1 protein-coding gene is annotated in these 234 nt (G+C 69.7%); it reads left to right on the plus strand.

Going from position 1 to position 234, the window contains the following annotated elements:
• On the plus strand, positions 1 to 234 hold a 234-nt coding region (locus FSV73_RS25485), incomplete at both ends, for a glycosyltransferase (protein ID WP_145013149.1).

The raw sequence follows: 234 nt of genomic DNA on the forward strand, positions 1-234 counted from the left end.
GACCTGATCATCACCCTGGACGCCGACCTGCAGAATCCGCCGGAAGAGATCCCGCGCCTGGTGCACACCGCCGCCCAGGGCTACGACGTGGTCGGCACCGTGCGCCAGCAGCGCCAGGATTCCTACCTGCGCACCCTGCCGTCGCGCCTGATCAATCGCGCCGTGCAGCGTTCCACCGGCGTCGCCATGCGCGACTACGGCTGCATGCTGCGCGCCTATCGCCGCCAGGTGGTG

The organism is Pseudomonas oryzihabitans, from assembly GCF_007665395.1.
GTDB lineage: Bacteria > Pseudomonadota > Gammaproteobacteria > Pseudomonadales > Pseudomonadaceae > Chryseomonas > Chryseomonas psychrotolerans_C.